General features: G+C 44.1%; 2 tRNA genes and 1 rRNA gene. All 3 read left to right on the top strand.

From position 1 onward, the window contains the following. Positions 1–80, top strand: a 16S ribosomal RNA gene (locus J7I43_RS24640); the annotation flags it as partial. An 86-nt stretch (positions 81–166) separates the two neighbouring features. Continuing rightward, positions 167–241, top strand: a tRNA-Ile gene (locus tag J7I43_RS24635). Positions 242–298: 57 nt separating this feature from the next. Then, positions 299–375, top strand: a tRNA-Ala gene (locus J7I43_RS24630). Positions 376–666 lie beyond the last annotated feature (291 nt).

The following is a 666-nucleotide window of genomic DNA, read 5'->3' as shown; positions in this document are numbered from 1 at the left end:
CGCCTAGGGTAAAATCGGTAATTGGGGCTAAGTCGTAACAAGGTAGCCGTATCGGAAGGTGCGGCTGGAATACCTCCTTTTTAGAGCATCATTACCTGATGCTGTTGTTTCCTGCTTTTAATGTTATTAAGTTCTTTAAGTTTACTACCTAGGTAGTATCCGTTACAGATCCGTAGCTCAGCCTGGTTAGAGCACTACACTGATAATGTAGGGGTCAGCAGTTCAAATCTGCTCGGGTCTACTAGTTATGATCTGCATATGGAAACGGCTTGGGTTGTTTCTTTGCGGTATCAAACCTGGGGGGTTAGCTCAGTTGGCTAGAGCATCTGCCTTGCACGCAGAGGGTCATCGGTTCGACTCCGATATCCTCCACCAGAAGGAGATAGAAGGTCTCCATCTAAAGTTCTTTACAAATCGGTGTTTGAATATGGTCTTCCAAAAGATGATCAGGATTCTAAAAGGTTCGCACCTTAACACTGGCCAATTTCACTGCATTGATTGAAAGATCACAGTACCATAGTAAGTATGGAGCTGGCAGGAAAAAGTTCTTTGACATATTGGGAAAACAAGTTGTATAGCATGGGAATGCTAACAAAGTAGTAAAGATTTTTAAAGCGAATAAGGGCGCATGGTGGATGCCTAGGCTCTAGGAGGCGAAGAAGGACG

The organism is Chitinophaga chungangae, assembly GCF_017742215.1.
Classification (GTDB): Bacteria; Bacteroidota; Bacteroidia; order Chitinophagales; family Chitinophagaceae; genus Chitinophaga; species Chitinophaga chungangae.
The sequence above is the reverse complement of the archived record's forward strand: the minus strand, read 5'-3'. Positions and strand labels throughout refer to the sequence as shown.